Below are 19,483 nucleotides of genomic sequence, written 5' to 3' on the forward strand. Positions count from 1 at the left end.
GGAAAAACAGCATATCCATACCATACCGTTTCAAATTCTGAATTTCCACGCTTATCCGGCAACACAGTCGCGACCGAAAGAGATTGTTACGCGGCTCGGAATCCGCTTCGACAAAGAGCCGATAGGATCGAAAGATAGGATCGGACAAGACCTGTCCAAATTTATCAACTCAATTTATTCTTTTATACTCGCCGGGGGAAAGTCCGGTCATTTTCTTGAAGAGAAAGCCGAAATATTGCACCGAAGGGAATCCGAGTTCTCGTACGATCTGGCAAAGCGGTTCCTGTGACAGGCGCAATTTCCGTTTCGCGATCTCGATACGCCTGAGTTGCATGTGGCAATGATGCGTATGTCCGAACTCCTGTTCGAGAAGGTCTTCGAAATAGGCTTCCGACAACCGGAGCCGTTCCGCGCAACGTGCGGCGGTAAGAGGGCCCCGTATCGCCCATTTTCCGTCGGCGAGGTAGCGGTCGGCAAAGGCTTCGTACTCCCAGACAAGGGCTTCGTTCGCCGTATTCCGGGTGATGAACTGCCGCTCGTAAAAGCGGGTCGTATAATCCAGCAGCCGGATGATATGCCGGGTCAGAATCGCGCGCGTGTAGCGATCCGCACCGTGACGGAGTTCCCGGCGCAGATCGTCGAAACAGGAGGTGAGGATGCGACGTTCTTCGCAGGATACGTGGAGCGCTTCTGCGGGAGCATACGAAAAAAACGTATACTCTTCGGCCCGTTTCTCCTGTACGCAGCCCTCGAACAGATCGGGATGGAATGCAACCGCCCACAGGCAGGAGGCCGGAAGTCCTGCATATGCAGCGTCCGGATGGCGGCAGATCAATGTCCCGCAGTTGTAATCGTAGTACTGCCGGCCGTATTTCGTCCCGGATTCGGAAACATCCGCCGCCATGACCAGCGCATAGTATCCGCATCGGACGAGGGACGGGAGCGCCGGGCGGAGATCGGCAGCTTCGCCGATATAGAGACCGGGAAATTGCAAGTCGCTCATCGCCTTTTCCGCATAAAGACTATTTCCGCGAGCGGAACTCGTTGGGGGTGCAACCCGTAACCCGTTTGAACATCCGACTCAAGTGCTGCGGGTATTGGAAGCCCAGGCCGTAGGCAATCTCGCTCGTCGTCTTATCGGTCGACAGCAAAGATTCTTTGGCCCGTTCGATCAGCTTGTTTTGAATGTATTCCGAAGCGGTCTGTCCGGTCTGCTTGCGGATCATATCGCCGAAATAGTTTGCCGAAAGAAACACCTTGTCGGCAAAGTATTTGACGGTCGGCAGTCCCTCCTGCAACGGGGCCTCGCTGTCGAAATAGTCGTCCAACAACCGTTCGAAACGGACGATGATGTCTTTGTTCACCTCTTCGCGCGTGGTGAACTGCCGTTCGTAAAAACGCATACAGTAGTCGAGCAACAGCCCGATGTTGGCCGTAATCAGCCGGCGGCTGTGCTTGTCGATGCCGTGCTTCAGTTCCGCTTCGATCTTATACAGGCAATCCATCACGGTTTGCCGCTCCTCTTCCGAGAGGTGCAACGCCTCGCGGGTTTCGTAAGAAAAAAAGGAATAATTCCGGATCTCCTGACCGAGCGCCGTTCCGCGGATCAGGTCGGGGTGGAACAGGATACCGTGGGCATTCGGCCGGGTATTTTGCGACATCTCGGTCTCCACGACCTGTCCGGGCGCGAAACTAACGATCGTCCCGTCCTGATAATCGTAACTCTGACGGCCGTACATGATGTCGCCGCAACGGGTATCCTTCAGGAAAAGGGCATACACCCAATAATTGATCCTGAAATGCTCGGGCCACCGCGTCGCTTTCGACAAATCGACCACGCTTACCAGCGGATGCCGCGTCTCGAGTCCGAAAAATTTGTTGTACTTGTCTACTTCGTCGAGTTTTATAATCTCTTCCATAGGTCTGAACGGTTTTCTTTCGAGCAAAAATAACTTATTTAATTCAAACGGCGCACGGCCTCACTGCAGAATCGGGGATTCGGGTATGAATATCGGTAAATCGTATACAATCCCGCCGTTTTATCGCGGTAATTTTGCAATCGGAAGTTTAATAAAAACTGAAAATTATGGATGGCAGAGTTTTTTTGAAAACGGCATTGGGCCTGCTGACGTTTCTGGCTTTCACGAACGTCGCGGCATCGGGAAAGACAACGTTAAAAAACATAAAATCGACCGACATGGACACATTGGAATTAACGCAGGAGTGGGACAAGACCTTCCCGCAGAGCGACCGAGTGGAACACTCGAAAATCACTTTCCACAACCGTTACGGCATCACGCTCGCCGCAGACGTGTATAAACCGAAGAATGCGCGGGGACGCCTGGCCGCCGTCGCGGTCAGCGGCCCTTACGGGGCGGTGAAAGAGCAGGTTTCGGGCCGTTATGCGCAGACCCTCGCCGAGCGCGGCTTTCTGACCGTCGCATTCGACCCCTCGTTTTACGGAGAGAGCGGCGGCGCGCCCCGCTACCTCACTTCGCCCGAAATCAGCACGGAAGATTTCAGCGCGGCGGTCGATTACCTGACCGCCCGCGAAGATGTCGATCCCGGGCGCATCGGCATTCTCGGCATCTGCGGTTGGGGCGGGTTCGCGCTCAATGCCGCAGCCAACGACCCGCGCATCAAGGCTACGGTCACTTCCACCATGTACGACATGAGCCGCGTGAATGCCAACGGATATTTCGACGCCATGAGCGCCGACGATCGCTACAAGTTGCGCGAACAACTGAACGCCCAACGCAGCAAGGACTACGGCAACGGCAGTTATGAGCGTAACGGCGGCGTAGTCGACCCGGTTCCCGAAGACGCTCCGCTCTTTGTCCGTCAATACCACGACTATTACAAGACCGAACGGGGCTACCACCGCCGGTCGCCGAATTCAAACGAGGGAATCATCAAAACCAGTTCCCTGGCATTCGTCAATATGCCGATCCTCTCCTACATCGGCGAAATACGCAGCTCCGTACTGATGATACACGGGGCCGAGGCCCATTCGCGTTATTTCAGCGAAGACGCCTACAAACGGCTGACGGGAGACAACAAGGAACTGCTGATTATCCCCGGAGCCAACCACGTCGATCTTTACGACAACCTCGATGTCATACCTTTCGACAAAATAGACGTTTTTTTTAAGGAAGCCTTGAAAGGAAAATAGGATTCCGATTGCCGAAATCCCGCTTACCGAACGGCGACGGCTAAGGCCCATTCCGACCATCTCGACAATTTGCTCGGAGCGGGAATGATTCGTCCGTCGGCCTGGGAAACGGAAACGTTCGACCGGGAATACGCGCAAATCGATCTGATAGGTCACCTCGCCGAAAGTCAGATCGACGAATAAAACAGGTTTATAAAAACTGATTATGGTCAAAACAATCATAGGCTTTCTGTCTCTGTTCGTCCTGCCGTCATGCGGCAAATGTCTGAATCTGGATAAGCAACCCGGCATGTGCGCCAAACTGCCGATGGCGGCCGACGGCATCGTGCGGCTATCGAAAGTAGAGGTCTATCCGGAATATCTCGACGAGTATATGAAGTATGCGACCGAAGTGGGCGAAATCTCCCTGCGTACCGAGCCGGGGGTGCTGACCATGTATGCGGTCAGCGAAAAGGAGAATCCCCGCAGGATAACCATTCTCGAAACCTATGCGAGCCGCGAGGCTTACGAATCGCACGTTGCATCGGAGCATTTTCAGAAATACAAACAGGGAACGCTGCATATGGTCAAGACGCTCGTGCTCTCCGACCAGACGCCGCTCAACCCAGCAAACCGCATCAATAACTTCATCCAATAAACGAAACGATTATGAATAAATTCCTTTTATTTTCAGTATTCAGCATGTTAACAATCAACGTTATGGCACAGGAAAAAATCGTACAAACGGCCGGACGCGACCAGTTAGGCGACTTCGCTCCCAAATTCGCGGAACTCAACGACGACGTCCTTTTCGGCGAAGTGTGGAGCCGCACCGATAAACTCGGTCTGCGCGACCGCAGTGTAGTGACCATCGCTTCCCTGATCAGTCAAGGCATTACGGACAATTCGCTCGTTTTCCATCTTCAGTCGGCCAGAAAGAACGGAATCACCCGCACGGAGATCGCCGAAATTATCACCCACATCGGTTTCTATGCCGGTTGGCCGAAAGCGTGGGCGGCATTCAACCTGGCAAAGGGCGTGTGGGCCGAGGATACGGCCGGCGAGGACGCCAAGGCCGCTTTCCAGCGCGAAATGATTTTCCCGATCGGCGAACCGAATACGGCATACGCCCAGTATTTCACCGGCAACAGCTACCTCGCCCCGATTTCGCGCGAGCAGGTATCGATCTCCAATGTCACGTTCGAACCCCGCTGCCGGAACAACTGGCATATCCACCGTGCGACGAACGGCGGCGGACAGATGCTGATCGGCGTGGCCGGGCGCGGCTGGTATCAGGAAGAGGGAAAGCCGGCCGTGGAGATTCTTCCCGGCACGGTCATCCACATTCCGGCGAATGTCAAGCACTGGCACGGGGCGGCGGCCGATAGCTGGTTCGCCCATCTTGCATTCGAGGTTCCCGGCGAGAACGCTTCCAACGAGTGGCTCGAACCCGTTACGGACGAAGAATACGGTCAACTCGACCAGCGATAAAAGGTTCGCCGGCGAAGGTCGAACGGCTCTACGGCATCGAATGTCCGAAATGAATACGGGCATACCGAAAACAGACTCCCGTAATCGATCGTATTACGGGAGTTCTTTTGTTGCGACGGGACGTTTTTGCAATCGGAAGCACAATCCGTAATTCGGGTATATAAACCGGGGAATTATCTACAAAAAGTACGACCGGGACAATCTACTTTTGTATCAAATAAATAATATAAATAAAGAGAGATGAAAAAATTACTATTGCTTCCGTTCCTGCTGCTCGCCGTTCTGTCGATGGTAGCCTGCGGGGGTTCCGACAACGAACCGTTTACGCCCGGACAGCCCGAAACTCCCGAACAGCCCGGCGGAGGAGACGATACGGACGATTCCGATACGCTCGCTCCCGAAGGCAGCGGCCGATACCTGGTACTTTACAGTTCGCGCACGAGTAATACCGAACGTATGGCGCGACAGATCCGGACGGCACTCGACTGCGACATGATAGAGGTGGAACCTCAAATGCCTTATGAGAACGACTATAACGCCATGCTGGAGCGAGCGCAAGAGGAACTGGCCGCTATCGAGCAAGGCCGTTATCCGGCCGTCGGCACTTCGGTAGACAGCTTCGACGGTTACGATATCGTGTTCGTCGGCTATCCGATCTGGTACGGCAGCATGGCGACGCCAATGCAGGCTTTCCTGCACGAACACGCCTCGAAACTCGCCGGCAAGCGGATCGCCCTGTTCGCCACGAGCGGCGGCAGCGGCATATCCGCTTCGATCGGCGAAGCGCGGTCGCTCTGTCCCGAAGCGACCTTCGTCGATCGAACGTTGCTGCTGACCTCCTCGACACTTTCCCAGATGGAGGGCCGCGTTGCGGAATGGCTCGACGAAATCGGCGCCGGCCGTGAAGAACCGGTCACACCCGGCATCTCATCGCCGAACGTAAACATCTCGGTCGGCGACCGCACGATTACCGCCACGATGGAAGACAATGCCGCCGCACGGGACTTCCTTTCGCGCCTGCCGTTGGAAGTGACGCTGAAGGACTACAACCTGACGACCGAAAAGATTTTCTATCCTTCCCCGGCACTGACGACCGCCGGCACCGCGCGCGGCTGCGTCCCCATACCCGGCGACATCACGATCTACGCGCCGTGGGGTAACGTGGCGATTTTTTGCAAGAACGGATCGCGGAGCAACGACCTGATTAAAATCGGACATATCGACGGCGACGGCATCGAGGCGTTGCGTGTCGCCGGCGATGTGCGGGTAAAATTCGAACGGCAATAAGATAACGAACAAAACATGACTATCGAAACTTTCAAAGAATACGCGAAGACGCGCCAGGCGCTCGACTCGGAGGAGATTCGCCGTTTTATGGACGAAATGAGCAACGAGGCGAGGCGCGTCACCTTCCGGCTGAACGCATCCTTCCATACGGCGGACGAAGTGCGCGGGTTGCTTTCCGACCTGTTCGGCTACCGGGTTCCGCCGTCGCTCCGCGTCTTCCCGCCGTTCTATACGGACTTCGGTAAGAACATCGCCGTAGGAGACGAAGTGTTCATCAACGCTTGCTGCCACTTTCAGGATCACGGCGGGGTAACCCTCGGCGACGGCTGCCAAATCGGGCACAACGTCGTATTCGCCACGCTCGATCACGGACTTGCTCCGGAAGACCGTAAAACGACTTATCCCGCCCCGATCGTTTTGGGAAAGAACGTCTGGGTAGGGTCGAACGCCACGATTCTTTCGGGCGTAACCGTCGGCGACAATGCCGTCGTGGCAGCGGGGGCCGTAGTAACGAAAGACGTGGCGACGAATACGGTCGTCGGCGGTATTCCGGCACGGCTCATCAAATCGATCAAAAACGAATAACACGATAAACGATGAAACTTATTTCGAATACGGAATTCGGAGGCGAGCGCCCCCTGTTCGAATCGCACGATCTCCGGCTGGAGAACGTAACCGTCCGCGCCGGAGAGTCGGCCATTAAAGAGTGCAGCAACATCGAAGCCGTCAATTGCCGGTTCGAAGGGAATTATCCTTTCTGGCACGTCCACGGCTTCGCCATCGACCGATGCTTCTTCGATGTCGGCGCCCGTTCCGCCCTGTGGTATTCCGACCACCTGAAAATGACCGATACGCGGATCGACGCTCCCAAGATGTTCCGCGAGATGCATGACATCGAGATCGAAAATGTGGAGATGACCGACGCCGACGAGGTGTTCTGGCGGTGCAACCGGCTGAACATAAAGAATCTGAAGCTGCACGGAGGAACTTATCCGTTTATGTTCTGCAACGGACTCCGCATCGACGGACTGGAAAGCGACAGCAAATACGTGTTCCAGTATGTGAAGAACATGGAACTGCGCAATGCCAAAATCACGACGAAGGACGCTTTGTGGGAAACGGAAAACGTGACGGTTTACGATTCCGAGCTGAACGGCGAATACCTGGGCTGGCACTCGCGCAACCTGCGTCTGGTGAATTGCAGAATTTCCGGTACGCAGCCCCTGTGCTATGCGGAAAACCTCGTGTTGGAGAACTGCGTGATGGCCGACGACTGCGACCTGGCTTTCGAGTACAGCAGCGTACACGCCACGATCGACAGCCCCGTCCGCAGCGTGAAGAATCCCCGCAGCGGCCGCATAATCGCCGAGAGTTACGGCGAGATTATCCTCGACAAGCATATCAAGGCTCCTGCCGACTGCGCGCTGAAACTCCGGGACGAACGGACTTGTTTCTCCGCCTGATAATTTCCGGACAGGCCGATGGGAACGGGAAACGACAATACCGATTACCTTTTATCGCTCATCCGCGAAGGAAAAAAGATGACGCTGGGGCAGCAGTTGCGATTGACCGCCTACCTCAGTGCGCCGGCCGTTATGGCCCAGTTGTCTTCCATTGCGATGCAGTATATCGACGCTTCGATGGTAGGGAGCCTGGGGGCGAACGCATCGGCCTCCATCGGGTTGGTATCGACCACGACGTGGCTGTTCTGGGGACTGTGCGCGGCCGCAGCAACGGGGTTCTCCGTACAGGTGGCGCACCGGATCGGGGCCGGCGACTTCGCAGGGGCCAGAAAGGTGCTCCGGGAATCCGTTGCGGCTACATTTATATTCGGTTCTTTGCTGGCGGCCGTCGGCGTCTCCATCGGCGGAGCGCTTCCAGGCTGGCTGGGCGGCGACGAGACCATACGGCACGATTCGTCCGTTTACTTTCGGATATTTTCGCTTTTTTTGCCGGCCCTGCAACTGAATTTCCTTGCGGGCGGGATGTTGCGGTGCAGCGGAAACATGCGCGTGCCGAGCCTGTTGAACGTACTGATGTGCCTGCTCGACGTCGTGTTCAATTTCTTTCTGATCTTCCCGACACGGCAAATGGAGATTCTGGACTTCAGTTTCGTCGTACCCGGTGCGGGCCTGGGCGTGGAAGGCGCGGCATTGGGAACGGTGCTCGCCGAACTGGCGACTGGCGGAGGGATGATGTGGTATCTCTGCCTCCGGTCGCCCCTGCTGAAACTGTCCGGGGAACGGGGGCTTCTCGTGCCCCGAAAGGATACGTTGCGCAAAGCCGTGCGCATCGCCCTGCCGATGGGATTCGAACACGCGGCCATTTGCGGCGCGCAGATCATGACGACGGTTATCGTCGCCCCGCTCGGCATCGTCGCGATAGCCGCCAACTCGTTCGCCATCATAGCCGAAAGCCTTTGCTACATGCCCGGCTACGGCATCGCGGAAGCGGCTACGACACTGGTCGGACAAAGTCTCGGAGCGAACCGGATCCGGTTGCTCAGGCGTTTCGCCAACATCACCGTCTGGTCGGGGATGTCGGTCATGGGAATCATGGGCGCGCTGATGTATATGGCGGCTCCGCAAATCATCGGCGTGATGACGCCCGTCGAGGAAATCCGCGTACTGGGAGTCGAAATACTGCGAATCGAAGCTTTTGCCGAGCCGATGTTCGCAGCTTCCATCGTGGCCTACGGCGTTTTCGTCGGAGCGGGTAGCACGTCGGTTCCCAGCCTGATGAATTTCGCGAGTATCTGGGGCGTCCGATTGACGTTGGCCGCATGGCTCGCTCCCGCGATGGGATTGCGCGGCGTGTGGCTCGCCATGTGCATCGAACTTTGTTTCCGGGGCGCGATATTCTTAGTCAGACTCTGGGGCGGTAACTGGATTTATAAATTACGGATAAAAAAATAAATTATGAAATACGATTTCGACACAATTATCCCGCGTCGCGGGACGAACTCCTACAAATGGGATACCCCCGAAGAAGAGGGCGTACTGCCCATGTGGGTGGCGGACATGGACTTCCGTACCGCTCCCGCCGTTATCGAAGCCTTGCAGCGGCGCGTGGCGCACGGGATTTTCGGCTATACCAAAGTGCCGCAGGCTTATTACGATGCCGTCGTGCGGTGGTTCGGGAACCGTCACCGCTGGCAGGTGGATCCCCGGTGGATCGTCTATACGAGCGGCGTCGTTCCGGCGTTGTCGGCGATCATCAAAGCCCTGACGGTTCCGGGCGACAGGGTGATCGTCCAAACCCCGGCATACAACTGTTTCTACTCGTCGATCCGCAACGACGGATGCGAAATGTCGGCCAATCGCCTCGTTTACCGGGACAACCGCTATACGGTCGATTTCGACGATCTCGAAGCGAAAGCCGCCGATCCGAAAGCGAAGCTGCTGCTGCTATGCAACCCGCATAACCCGGTCGGACGGGTCTGGACGCCGGAAGAGCTGCGGCGTATCGGCGACATCTGCCTGCGGCACGGGGTATTCGTGGTTGCGGACGAAATCCATTGCGAACTGACCTACGAAGGGCATGACTATACGCCTTTCGCCTCCTTGTCCGAACGCTTCCTAATGAACTCCGCGACCTGCGTCTCCCCAAGCAAGGCGTTCAATTTGGCCGGGCTGCAAATCGCCGACATCGTCGCTGCCGACGAACAGGTTCGCCGCCGCATCGACCGCGCCGTCAACATCAACGAAGTGTGCGACGTCAACCCGTTCGGCGTAGCAGCCACGATAGCGGCCTACGACGAAAGCGGGGCGTGGCTCGACGCCCTGCGAAAGTATTTATGGGGAAACTACGAATACCTCCGCCGCTTTTTCGAAGAACGACTGCCGCAATACCCCGTGCTGCCGCTCGAAGGAACTTACCTGGTCTGGATCGATTGCCGGGCGACCGGTATCGGCTCGGACGATACGGCCCTGCGTTTGCAGAAAGAACAGAAACTGATGGTCAATTCGGGCACGCTGTACGGCCCCGGCGGAGAAGGATTCATCCGGCTGAATATCGCCTGTCCCCGGACGCTGCTTGCCGACGGACTGGAACGGACGGTACGTGTCCTGGAGCGCCGCCGGGATTGAATCGGCCGGAGATAATCTGAAATCGGGCATCGAAACATAATCACCATTAGATCAAATATATACGACACACCCATCCTATCTGCGTCCGGGAGAGGCCGTCGCCCAATGCACGCCCAGAATTTTCGCATAGCACCTCTTCGATCGTATCGTCGAACCAGGGCGGATGCGTCGCTTCTACTTTCTGTTTTCCAGGATGCCGTCCGCGTGCCGCTGCGCCCATTCCACCAGTCCGTTCAGACACGGCATCAGACTCCGGCCTCGGTCGGTCAAACGATATTCCACCCGCGGAGGCACCTCGGCATAAGCTTTCCGTTCCACGATTCCGTCCGCCTCCAGCGTGCGCAGCGTGACCGTCAGCATCCGTTGCGACACGTCGCCGATCGACCGCTGCAAATCGCCGAAACGCATGACTCCGTTCGTTTGCAGCGAAACGAGCACGAGCAACGACCACTTGTCGCCCAGCCGGCTCAGCACGTCCCGGATCGGACATATTCCGTCGCGATGAAAATTTTGCATGATTTTTTCTGATAACGACTCCCTGAAGATCAGCAACGGTTACATGCGTGTAACTTACTTATCTGCAAGTGCCTTCTTGTTTTTACTTTTCGTTTCCGCTACATTTGTTCACAAATATAACGAACTTACGAAAGATAACTTTTGTTTCACTAAAAAAATCAAACGTCATGGCAAAGAAAGTAGCTGTCGTGGCCGTCAATCCGGTAAACGGGTTCGGCCTGTTCGAGTACCTGGAAACATTTTATGAAAACGGGATTCCCTGCAAAGTATTCGCCGTAGCGAATTCGAAAGAGATCAAAAGCAATTCGGGCATCGCGCTGGTCGCCGACGACGTGATCGCCCACCTCAAAGGACGCGAAGACGAATTCGACGCCCTGGTATTCGCCTGCGGCGACGCCGTGCCGGTCTTCCAGCAAAACGCGGAGAAACCGTACAACGTCGACCTGATGGCCGTACTGAAAGCATTCGGCGAAAAAGGGAAAATCATGATCGGGCACTGCGCCGCCGCAATGATGTTCGAGTTCGCCGGGATAACCGCCGGCCGGAAACTGGCGCTGCATCCGCTGGCGAAAACCGCCATTCAAAAAGGCAAAGCCACCGACGAAGATTCGGTGACCGACGGCAATTTCTACACGGCCAAAGACGAACACACCATCCGGACGATGCTGCCGAAAGTCGTGGAGGAACTGAAAAAGTAACTACCGGCAACCGGTCGTTCCTCACACGACCATATCCTGAATACGAAACGGGAAGGCGCTCGTCTCACGCCTCCCCGTTTTGTATTCCCGGTTTCGAACGTTACAGGTTTTTCACCGTTTCGACCAACCGGATAAACTCCCGCCGGTATCCCTGCGGATCGTCGTCGAGTCCCCGGCGGGCCAGCGCGATCACATCGTCGTACGTGGCTTTTCCTCGGAAATCCGAATTGCGCAGCAACTGTCCGAACATCGCCACGGCCGAAGCGAAACGGAAATCGGACGACACCCGGTCTCCGCCCGAATCGACCAGGGCGACCTCCATTTTTTTGCTGACGTCTCCGTCCGGCTCCTTGTAACGGAGTTTGACGGTCAGCATCTCGGAATCGGGCCCCGCATAGGACGGAACCGGAGCGGCCGACTGGTATTTCAGCGGATCGACACTACCCGGAACGTTCCCCGCCGCACCCGCCGGAACCACTTCGTAAAGGGCCGTCACGCAGTGCCCGGCGCCGATTTCACCGGCGTCTTTCGTGTCGTCGTTGAAATCTTCCTTGTTCAGCAACCGGCTTTCGTATCCGATCAGACGATAAGTCTGAACCCGAGCCGGGTTGAACTCGATCTGCAATTTCACGTCTTTGGCGACCGTGTGCATCGTCGAACCGAATTCGTTCACCAACACGCGGTTCGCTTCCTGCAGGTCGTCGATATAGGCATGGTTGCCGTTACCCTTTTCGGCCAGCGTTTGCAGCTTTCCGTCCTTGTAATTCCCCATCCCGTAACCGAGAACCGTCAAAAAAACGCCGCTCTGACGCTCCTTCGCGATCAACCGTTCCAGTTCCGCCTCGCTCGAAACGCCGACGTTGAAATCCCCGTCCGTACAAAGGATCACCCGGTTGTTACCGCCGTCGATAAAACTGCGCCGAGCCAGGTCGTAAGCCTTCTGAATCCCCGCGCCGCCGGCCGTCGAACCGCCGGCCTCGAGTTGTTCGAGCGCGTCCCTGATTTTCTGTTTTTCGCTGCCCGGCACGGACTCCAGAACCGTTTTCGCACTGCCGCAGTAAGTAACGATGCCGACGCGGTCTTTGTCGCGCAGGTTGTTGATCAGCAACTTCATCGAAGAAACGACCAGACCGAGCCGTCCGGGTCCGTACATCGACCCCGAAACATCGATCAGGAACACGAAGTTGGACGCGGGCAAAGCCTCGGAAGCGATCTCCCGCGCCTTGATACCGATCCGCACCAACCGGTGCGCCTCGTTCCACGGGCAAATCCCGGTTTCGGTCGAAATAGCCACCGGATCGTTCCCCTCGGGCTTTTTATAACCGTAGGTGAAATAATTGACCATTTCCTCGATCCGCACCGCGTCCTGCGGAGGCGTCTCACCCCTGCCGATCATGCGCCGGAGATTGCCGTAAGAAGCTCCGTCCACGTCGATCGAAAAGGTGGACAGCGGTTCGGACTGCGCCGAACGGAACCGATTTTCGGCAAAGGCGGCGTACGCTTCGCCGTTTCCGGCAACCGGCGCGGGCAGGGGTAGGCCGCAATCCGCGGCGAAAACCGCCCGCGGCATACGCTCCGCCCGCAGGCTCTGTTTCTCCGTCCCGTAACCGACGACTACGCACTCCTCTTCCAGTTGCAAGTTATCGCTCTCGAGAACCACGTGCAGCCGAACCGAATCGGCGGCTACCGAACGGGTCTTATACCCGATATACGAAAAAGTAAGCATACTCCCGCGTTCGACGCCTTTCACCAAAAAATTTCCATTTACGTCGGTAAGCACGCCGTCGGCCGCTCCCGCCCTGACGATTACCCCGAGCAGCGGGGTCCGGTCGGCATCGGTCACCCGTCCGCTCACGTCGATTCGTTCGGCCCGCAGCAGCGGCGCCGCAGCCAGCAGCATAAAAGCCGCAACCAGCGTTTTTCTTAAAATTCCTTTTTTCATAATCCATGTTTTAAGGTTCGTTTGCCTGATAGATGCCTTCCGCACGGAAATTCCATAAATTACCCGGAAATTTTTTGACGAACCGTAAAAATAGCTACCTTTAAAACAAAAACAGGCTTGTTTTTCGCACAGACCCATACCCGGGAACCGGACGACGACGAATTGCTGCGACGGCTTCGCCAAACCGGACAGGATAGCTGCTTCGGCACGCTGTACAGCCGGTATATACCGTTGCTGTACGGCGTATGCCTGAAATACCTGCAAAGGCAGGATCTCGCGGAAGATGCGGTAATGGCGTTGTTCGAAGAGCTGCAACCCAAAATCGCACGGTACGAAATCCGCGAATTCCGGACATGGATTTACAGTGCGGCGAAAAATCACTGCCTGCAGCAGTTGCGTAAAACGAAACGGGAAATTCCGCACGAACCGGACGCGCGATTTATGGAATCGGCGGGAATTACGCATCTATTGGACGAACCGGAAGCGGTATCGCGGAACGAACCGCTGAAAGCCTGCCTCGAGGAACTGCCCGAACCGCAGCGGATCAGCATCCGGCATTTCTTTTTCGAAGAGATGTCCTACGCCGATATCGCCGAAGCGACCGGATGGCACTTGAAAAGCGTCAAAAGCTACATCCAGAACGGGAAACGCAACTTGAAAATCTGCATCGAAAAACGGACGGAACGATGAAACTGATCGATTACATAACCGGAAACCGCAAGGGTAGGGAAGCCCGCCGCATCGAACGCGAAGCGATGGACGATCCGTTCCTGCGCGATGCGCTGGAAGGATACGATGCGGTGCCGGGCGATCCGACCGATGCGATCCGGCGAATGCAGCGCCGGGTGACGGGCGCCGCTGGAAAACTGCGGCGCAGGATTTACTGGAGCGCGGCGGCGGCGCTGTTGCTGTGCGCCGGCGCGGGAGGATACCTGCTGACGCTACGGAATATTCCGATGCAGGAACCGGCGATTGCACTGCGGCAGGATACGCCCGAACGCTCCGTTCCGACCGATTCCGTCGTACTCGCCGCCGCGACGCCCGAAAAATCCCGCCCGGAGGCAAAAACCGCCGCCGAAACGCCGTCGGTCTATCCGGAAGAGACGCCCGCAGCCGAAGACCGGGCGCCCCTTGCGAAACAAGAGGCAGAATACGCCGAAAACGAAAAATCCCGGCCGGGCGAAACCGTCGCCGGCACTCCGCCGCCGGCTCCTTCCGAAGAAAGCCTTTCGCAGGACGAGGCCGCCCTGCCGGTCGCTGCCGACATCGCCGCCGAACGCAGCGACCGCCCGGAGAAAATGCAATCCTCCGTTCAGGTCTCCCCGGCATCCGATTCCGAAAGAATCTTCCGGAAAATCGGGAGACCCGCATCGGTACGGGGCCGGATCACCGATAGAAACGGCACGCCGCTTATCGGAGCCACCGTCGCTTCCGGACCCGGCAAAGGCACCGTAACCGACAGCGACGGAAATTTCTCGCTATCCAAAATTCCGGGAACCGACACACTGGAAATCAACTACCTGGGATATCGCACCGAAAAAATACCGGCCGACACCTCCCGCCCGATACGGCTCGCATTGCAGGAGGACGACGAGCAATTGACAGAATGCATCGTCGTAGGCTACGGTACGCAGAAACCCGAAGCACGACAGGAAGACGTCCGCAAATCCATCCCCGTCGGCGGACACAAAGCCTATCTCCGGTATCTGGACGAGCACAAAGTCTATCCGGACGACGGGAACCTACCGCACGGCAAAGTAACTCTCCGTTTCAGGATCGACTCCGCAGGACGCCCCGTCGACATCGAAGTGATCCGCAGCCTGGGTGCCGCAGCCGACCGGGAAGCCGTCCGCCTCGTGCGGGAAGGCCCCGACTGGACGCCCGGCAAAGGCTTCGTTCGCCTCGACATCCGGTTCTGACCTCGGACCGAACCGTTTTCCGCGCCGGATGCAACCGCCAAGAGCGACTGTTCCTTTCTCTTTCCGCTTTCACGGGGGCCTCCCGGAATCCCGTTTTCCGGCAGACAGGTCGGAAACTCTTCCGTCCGGGCGGCGTACCCCGCGCTCATTGCCGCCCGCAACGGATTCGTCACCGGAAACCGTCCCGGCTGACGGTCTGCATCGAACGTAAAAATTTCCGCTTCTCAACGAGCGCGTCCGGACATGGTACACGAAACGATACAGTACGTCCCGTTACGCAAAAAAGCCGACCCGTACATACATACGGCCCGGCCTTCGCCCGTTTTCGGCAAAGAACGAATCAGGCTTCCTGCAGGCTTTCGACGATCTCCCGCTGTTCGTTGAAAAATTGCCTCCGCTGGATCTCGCTGCTCTGCGAGATCAGCGTCGAATGACGTTTGAGCGACTGTATCCAGTTTTTCTGAATGTTGCACATGCGCGGATTCTGCGAATCCATCGAGTTGATCGAATAAACGCGGAACAGGCAGGCCTGGAAATCGCCCTTCTCGACATACGTGTAAGTCGCCTCGAAATTGATATCCGACAGGTAGATCGCCAGCGAATGTCCCTTGCTGAACTCTCCGGTCGTCGTCACGGCTTCCAGTTCCGACAGCAGCAGTCCCAATTCTTTCTTCATATTTCTCACGTCCTCGGCGGAGAGCAGGTCGAGTCCGGCAAAATAACGGATCTCCTTGACGATCGACCGGAATATGTTGTAATCCCAGATAAAACTGGTGTGGGACAACTGCCGGATGCTTGCGCTGAGTTTCCAGTGCATCTGGGGCACTTTGTCCGGCACTTGTAGGTCGGACAGGCTGGCGGGAGGCTTCATTTTACCGTGATGGTAGATCCAGCGGCCCAGACGGAATTTCGAAAGGCATTCGTACGGAGAATAGAACGTAAACGGAATCAGGTTCGAAGCCGTCGCCACGCTCGCCGTCGGATCGTCGCGCAGCAGGTCGAACAATTTCGCGTAACGCACCAGGATTTCGTAATAGCTCTCGATCGGATCCCCTGTATGCAGCAGGTTCAGGTCGAACATCGTATCGTTGAGCATCCGGCGTCCGACGATCTTGTCGAGCGAAATGCCCAGATGCTGCGAGATCAGAGAAACCTCTTCGAACGTAAAGGCGACCTCGCCCCGCAGCCTACGGTAAATGGCCTCCTTACCCATACATAGGATCTCCATCAGGGAATTGGCCAGGTTGCTGCCTTTGGGAATCCGTTCCCGCATGACTCCGATCAATTCATTAACCATCTCGTTTTTCATTGTTTTTTGTTTTTGTCGTTCATTAAGTCATTTCATTCTACGCCCGGAAGCGCCGCCCGAACTCGCGGGACGGATCAGCGGCTCCGCGGACCGGAGAAACCGGTATTTTCGGAATCAGGCGCGCGCATCTCCCGCTGTTCCTGCTTGCGCCATCCGCACGCCCGGCTCCCTTTCGCTGCACGATACCCGGCACCGGCAGACTGCCCGTCCGGCGATCGACCGCGCCGTTTTTTTTCCCTCCTTTTCTCATCCATACAAAGATGCGTCTTCCGCTTCGAATAAAAGTTTCCGTATCCGCAGGATTCGAAACGAACGATTTCTAATATTGCACCGCACAAAAAACAGCCGGGCCGCATAATGCAACCCGGCTGCTTTTCAACTACCGTATTTTCGTTTTTCGCAACAAGACGTTCCGCAGAGTTGCGGAAACCCTTACACTACAATTCCGCGATAATCTCGCGCTGTTTTTTAAAGAATTGAATCCGCTGCATTTCCGCGCTCTGGGAAATCAGCGTGGAAAACTTCCGCAGCGAACGGATCCACTCCTTCAAGTTGCCGAACACTTCCGTATCGCGCGATGTAATGGAATTGATCGCGTATATCCGGATCATGCTGACATGGCGGTACTTCGACGCGGCATAACTGTACGTCGCCTCGAAATTGATGTTCGAAATGTAAATATGAACGTCTTTCCCCGATGCGAATTTCCCTTTCATGGCGATCTCCTCCAACTCATCGAGGGATTGGAGCAGTTCGGTTTTCAGTTGAAACACGTTATCTTCGGTCAGCAGGTGGATTTTCGTAAAATATTTGATATCGTTGACCAAGTACTGGAAAATCATGCTGTCCCATATATGGCAGGTCGATTCGAACTGCTGCGCCTCGTCGACGAGTTCCTTTTGCCGCTGCAACAACTTTTCCGGCAGCACCAGATCGTCGTAACAATGGTTCGTGCAGTCGATCTTGTCATGCTGGTACATCCATTTGAACAGCCGGAAACGAGACAACATATCGTACTTCATATAAAGCGTCTGCGGAATGATGTTGGACGAAGTCGCCAGCTCGGACTCGGGCTCTCGTTTCAATTCCCGGAAAATCTTCGCATAACCGTCGATCATCGCGTAATACGTCTCGACCGGATCGGCATAATGCACGATATTGAGCCCGAACAGCGCATTCCCGCCGAAGTTGGCGCCGATCAGCTGATCCAACGATACGCCCAACTTTTGCGAGATCACCGCGGCTTCGGTAAACGTAAAGGGCACTTCGCCCCGCAGCCTCCGGTAAACGGCCTCTTTACCTATATACAGTATATCCATCAACAGGTTCGCCAGGTTGGCTCCCTCCGGAATCTTTTCTTTCATCGACTCGATCAGGCCGGAATTCAGCTTGTCGGTCATCATCATTTCCGTCGTATCCATGTTTTTTACTTTTTAATCCCAAAAAGAAACCGCGAAGGCGATCGCTGCGCCGGTCGGCAAAACAGGGCGGTTCCATCCGGAGCGCGTTGCGAAAATCGCACCGTTCCCGACTCCCGGGTTGTTTTATTAGAAAATATTTGAATTTAAATACTTTATAAACGACACCAATATGCCGTTCTCTGAAAATACATTTGCAGTACCGAAAGGTACGAATAATAATGCTCAAATCAAATCGTAAAATGCGAATAAAACGCAGGTACAGAGGACGGCCGATCCGTTCGGGAATACCGGTTCGGAGATTCCGCCCGTAAAAAAACAACATACGCCACATGAAAAGATATTTCTTCCAAAAACTTCGCAAAGTGCAGTACAAAAATTATTTATGTTTATGAAACGGCGGGCCGTACCCGGCTCGAAAATCAGGCGGACAATCCGTAAGCGGTCCACGTTTACTGTTTTCCCCGACGCCTCGGAACCGATTTGGTTCCGAGGCGTTTTTTCGATTAACGTTTCCCCTCCTGCCTACCACGGCCACGACGACGATCGATACAGGACAACGGATTTTCAGGGAAAGTGCGGTACCGCCGGAGCGGACGCCATCCGAAAATCACCGCCCGATTGGTCTTGAACAGTCTCGAACCGGACAGATGAATGCCGGATTTACTTTGCAGACCAACGTCTACTGAAACGTCCTTCGGGATTTTCGGTTACATACCCAGTTCAATCGAACACGGTCTCCGCTGCATATCGGATTGCAACGGAGACTTTTTTACGAATTATTTTTTACTTTTGCAGTAACGACAGATTTCCTCGGTTTTATTTTCAGTCAATTATTTACGGACAAAAACCCGCCTTATGAAAAAAACAATTCTCCTAATCGCAGTTGTGCTGGCCGCCGGAGTCGTTTCCGGGCAGAAAACCTTTACGTTCGGCCCGAAAGTCGGAATCAACATCGCCGACCTGTACGCTAGTTCCGCCGAGAATACCCGCGACCTGAACGGAACGAAACCCTCGCTGATCGTCGGCGCTTTCGCCGAATACCGCGCGCTGAAATGGCTCGCCGTCTCGGCGGACGTGCTCTATTCCCGGCAGGGTTCCACCGACAAGGCGACGTGGACGGAACGGGGCCCGGGAGGAGGATTCGTAACCGAGTCCGAAGAGTTTAGCTACCGGCTCAATTACCTGAACATTCCGATCCTGGCCAACTTTTACGTAACCAAAGGACTGGCCCTGAAAGCCGGCATCCAACCGGGATTCCTCATCGGTTCCAAACTGCGGGTGCGCAGCAACGACGGACCGTGGGAAACCGCCGACCTCAAAGACGAAAACCTGTTCCGGACGACCGACATCGCCATTCCCGTCGGCCTCTCCTATACCCTCGACTACGGACTGGTAATCGACGCCCGCTACAACTTCTCGCTGAACGACATCGCGACCGATACGTTCAAAGAGGAAATAGCGCAAGAAGGCGGCGACCTGAAAAAAATCAAAAACCGGGTATTTTCGCTGACTCTCGGCTGGAAATTCTAAACCTATCGGGGAAATACTTCCAGAACCGTTTTCTGATACGGGCGGGTGACTTTTGTAAAGTCGCCCGCTTTCTTTATTATTTTCCGGCACGACACGAACGAACGTCGAATTGTTTTGTAAATCAATCGAAT

General features: G+C 55.7%; 17 protein-coding genes and 1 pseudogene. 12 read left to right on the plus strand and 6 right to left on the minus strand.

Annotation, left to right across the window (positions count from 1 at the left end):
• Window positions 1-169 precede the first annotated feature (169 nt).
• Together C1A08_RS00745 and C1A08_RS00750 are read right to left on the minus strand one after the other, a co-directional pair.
• Complete coding sequence (locus C1A08_RS00745; RefSeq protein WP_101570708.1) at window positions 170-1,003, minus strand: helix-turn-helix domain-containing protein; 834 nt, start codon at window positions 1,001-1,003, stop codon at window positions 170-172.
• A 19-nt stretch (window positions 1,004-1,022) separates the two neighbouring features.
• Window positions 1,023-1,919: a helix-turn-helix domain-containing protein gene (locus tag C1A08_RS00750; RefSeq protein ID WP_055204077.1), complete on the minus strand. Its 897-nt coding sequence runs from the start codon at window positions 1,917-1,919 to the stop codon at window positions 1,023-1,025.
• Window positions 1,920-2,086: 167 nt separating this feature from the next.
• Between C1A08_RS00750 and C1A08_RS00755 the strand changes: the two genes are divergently transcribed.
• From C1A08_RS00755 to C1A08_RS00795, 8 genes and pseudogenes are all read left to right on the plus strand, one after another.
• Window positions 2,087-3,172 (plus strand): alpha/beta hydrolase, encoded by a 1,086-nt coding sequence (locus C1A08_RS00755; RefSeq protein ID WP_101570709.1) that lies wholly within the window; start codon window positions 2,087-2,089, stop codon window positions 3,170-3,172.
• 256 nt (window positions 3,173-3,428) lie between these two features.
• Window positions 3,429-3,809: pseudogene (locus C1A08_RS00765) on the plus strand (putative quinol monooxygenase); the annotation flags it as partial.
• Between the two features lie 11 nt (window positions 3,810-3,820).
• Window positions 3,821-4,642: a carboxymuconolactone decarboxylase family protein gene (locus C1A08_RS00770; RefSeq protein WP_101570711.1), complete on the plus strand. Its 822-nt coding sequence runs from the start codon at window positions 3,821-3,823 to the stop codon at window positions 4,640-4,642.
• A 240-nt stretch (window positions 4,643-4,882) separates the two neighbouring features.
• Complete coding sequence (locus C1A08_RS00775; RefSeq protein WP_101570712.1) at window positions 4,883-5,929, plus strand: cyclophilin-like fold protein; 1,047 nt, start codon at window positions 4,883-4,885, stop codon at window positions 5,927-5,929.
• A gap of 15 nt (window positions 5,930-5,944) precedes the next feature.
• Window positions 5,945-6,514 (plus strand): DapH/DapD/GlmU-related protein, encoded by a 570-nt coding sequence (locus C1A08_RS00780; RefSeq protein ID WP_101570714.1) that lies wholly within the window; start codon window positions 5,945-5,947, stop codon window positions 6,512-6,514.
• An 11-nt stretch (window positions 6,515-6,525) separates the two neighbouring features.
• Window positions 6,526-7,392, plus strand: a complete 867-nt coding sequence (locus C1A08_RS00785; RefSeq protein WP_101570716.1) for a DUF3737 family protein — start codon at window positions 6,526-6,528, stop codon at window positions 7,390-7,392.
• Window positions 7,393-7,410: 18 nt separating this feature from the next.
• Window positions 7,411-8,844, plus strand: coding sequence for an MATE family efflux transporter (locus tag C1A08_RS00790; protein WP_055204060.1), 1,434 nt, complete (start codon window positions 7,411-7,413; stop codon window positions 8,842-8,844).
• Window positions 8,845-8,847: 3 nt separating this feature from the next.
• Window positions 8,848-10,017 (plus strand): MalY/PatB family protein, encoded by a 1,170-nt coding sequence (locus tag C1A08_RS00795; RefSeq protein ID WP_101570718.1) that lies wholly within the window; start codon window positions 8,848-8,850, stop codon window positions 10,015-10,017.
• A 174-nt stretch (window positions 10,018-10,191) separates the two neighbouring features.
• Here the strand turns inward: C1A08_RS00795 and C1A08_RS00800 are convergent, their stop codons facing one another.
• Entirely contained in the window at window positions 10,192-10,533 is a 342-nt protein-coding gene (locus tag C1A08_RS00800; protein WP_101570721.1) for a winged helix-turn-helix transcriptional regulator, read from the minus strand.
• A gap of 167 nt (window positions 10,534-10,700) precedes the next feature.
• On the opposite strand from C1A08_RS00800, the gene C1A08_RS00805 reads away from it, so the two are divergent.
• Window positions 10,701-11,231, plus strand: a complete 531-nt coding sequence (locus tag C1A08_RS00805; RefSeq protein ID WP_055204054.1) for a DJ-1/PfpI family protein — start codon at window positions 10,701-10,703, stop codon at window positions 11,229-11,231.
• A gap of 100 nt (window positions 11,232-11,331) precedes the next feature.
• Here the strand turns inward: C1A08_RS00805 and C1A08_RS00810 are convergent, their stop codons facing one another.
• Window positions 11,332-13,173, minus strand: coding sequence for a vWA domain-containing protein (locus C1A08_RS00810; protein ID WP_101571583.1), 1,842 nt, complete (start codon window positions 13,171-13,173; stop codon window positions 11,332-11,334).
• 117 nt (window positions 13,174-13,290) lie between these two features.
• Here C1A08_RS00810 and C1A08_RS00815 point away from each other — a divergent pair, with 117 nt between their 5' ends.
• Window positions 13,291-13,863, plus strand: a complete 573-nt coding sequence (locus C1A08_RS00815) for an RNA polymerase sigma factor (RefSeq protein WP_101570722.1) — start codon at window positions 13,291-13,293, stop codon at window positions 13,861-13,863.
• Window positions 13,860-15,092: an energy transducer TonB gene (locus tag C1A08_RS00820; RefSeq protein WP_180951500.1), complete on the plus strand. Its 1,233-nt coding sequence runs from the start codon at window positions 13,860-13,862 to the stop codon at window positions 15,090-15,092. The genes C1A08_RS00815 and C1A08_RS00820 overlap by 4 nt, the downstream gene beginning before the upstream one ends.
• A 340-nt stretch (window positions 15,093-15,432) precedes the next feature.
• Here the strand turns inward: C1A08_RS00820 and C1A08_RS00825 are convergent, their stop codons facing one another.
• The gene (locus C1A08_RS00825; protein WP_101570726.1) at window positions 15,433-16,401 is read right to left on the minus strand and encodes a hypothetical protein; all 969 of its coding nucleotides are present in this window, start codon (window positions 16,399-16,401) and stop codon (window positions 15,433-15,435) included.
• Window positions 16,402-16,838: 437 nt separating this feature from the next.
• Complete coding sequence (locus C1A08_RS00835; protein WP_055204541.1) at window positions 16,839-17,804, minus strand: hypothetical protein; 966 nt, start codon at window positions 17,802-17,804, stop codon at window positions 16,839-16,841.
• Window positions 17,805-18,677: 873 nt separating this feature from the next.
• Between C1A08_RS00835 and C1A08_RS00840 the strand changes: the two genes are divergently transcribed.
• On the plus strand, window positions 18,678-19,352 hold the full coding sequence (locus C1A08_RS00840) for a porin family protein (protein WP_101570731.1): 675 nt from the start codon (window positions 18,678-18,680) through the stop codon (window positions 19,350-19,352).
• The last annotated feature ends 131 nt before the right edge of the window (window positions 19,353-19,483 follow it).

It is taken from the genome of Alistipes sp. cv1, assembly GCF_900240235.1.
GTDB classification, from domain to species: Bacteria; Bacteroidota; Bacteroidia; order Bacteroidales; family Rikenellaceae; genus Alistipes_A; species Alistipes_A hominis.